This is a genomic window from Ascidiimonas aurantiaca (genome assembly GCF_037646345.1).
Lineage (GTDB): Bacteria > Bacteroidota > Bacteroidia > Flavobacteriales > Flavobacteriaceae > Ascidiimonas > Ascidiimonas aurantiaca.
In genome coordinates this window covers 1-1,314 of sequence record NZ_JBBEWR010000037.1, presented here as the reverse complement: position 1 = coordinate 1,314, position 1,314 = coordinate 1, and the positions used below count along the sequence as shown (strand labels likewise).

Below are 1,314 nucleotides of genomic sequence, written 5' to 3'. Positions count from 1 at the left end.
GTGAGTCGTCCTAAAATAGGTTGACAGTTTTTAAAGATTTAATTTAGTCCTGTGAAGCTAGCTTCACAGGACTTTTCGTTATGTATAAAGTTAGGTGTTTTCAAATTAAGACTCCAATGAGGTCTTTTATTGTTATAAGTTTCTATAGATTGCTCAATTAATGTTTTCAGTTCTTTCCCTGTATTACAGGTGTTGACCAAGAACTCGCCTTTTAATATGCCATTGATTCTTTCAGCAAGTGCATTTTGATAACAATCATACCCATCGGTCATTGATGGAATTATCTGATGTTTTTTTAATTCTGACTGATAAATGGCAGAACAATACTGTAACCCCCTATCAGAATGATGTATCAGGCCATTAGTGGTTTTTCTATTATGAGCTGCCATTTTGATGGCCTGTACTACATTTTCTGCACTCATATCATCACTAAGGTGGTAGCCCATTATTCTTCTGCTATAAGCATCAGTAACCAATGATAGATAATGGGTTCTTTCTCTACTTTTAATATAAGTGATATCGCTAACAAAAAACTCTTCAGGTCTTGAAGGACTGGTATCTTTCATTAAATTAGGGTATTTTCTAAGCCAATGTTTAGAATCTGTGGTCTTTGTATAGTTTTTCTTTGGTTTGATCAACATCGATTCACTGCGCAGGTAATCAAATAGGGCATCTCTTCCTATTTTGATTCCTTGACGATCCAACTCTTGTTTTAGTAAAAAATATAGTTTTCTAGTACCTAATCTAGGCATATCCTTACGCACTTGTTGTACCAGATATTTAACCCGACTAAGTTGCTTACTACGGGCCAGTGATCGCTTTTGAGATTGATAGATCGCCTGTCTACTGATCCCAAACAATCGACAACAACGTGACAAACTTATTGATCTTTGCTGTTGGATGCATCGGATTGATTGGGTAAAAACTTTTTTCTGATCGCGGTGCCATATTGCCTGTCTGAGATATCAATCATGGTATTGAGAATCTCATTTTTGAGTTTTTCATCTGAGAGTTCACGCTCTAATCGCTTGATCTTTTGTGCTGGAGTTTCTTTCGATTTAGGCATTTGATATTGGATTGGTTTGCTCCAGTCTAAGGTACCGTGTTTTCGTAACCAAACCAAAACGGTACTCCTACCTTGAATACCATAAGCTCTTTGAGCTTGTTTATAGGTCATCTCACCCTTTTCTACCTGTGCAACTACCGCCAATTTAAAGCCCAAATTGTAATCGCGTTGAGTGCGTTTCTTCCTTGATTCTTCTGAATATGTCATAAATAAGTCAATTTTGTGTCAACTTATTTCAGGACGGGACA

General features: G+C 36.8%; 1 protein-coding gene. It reads right to left on the bottom strand.

Features of this window, described 5'->3' with window-relative positions:
• Positions 1–38 precede the first annotated feature (38 nt).
• Positions 39–1,273 (bottom strand): IS3 family transposase gene (locus WAO84_RS17125; RefSeq protein WP_340067366.1). Its coding sequence is split into 2 segments (ribosomal slippage): positions 39–916 and positions 916–1,273, totalling 1,236 coding nucleotides; the frame shifts between segments, so codons are not numbered across the junction.
• Positions 1,274–1,314 lie beyond the last annotated feature (41 nt).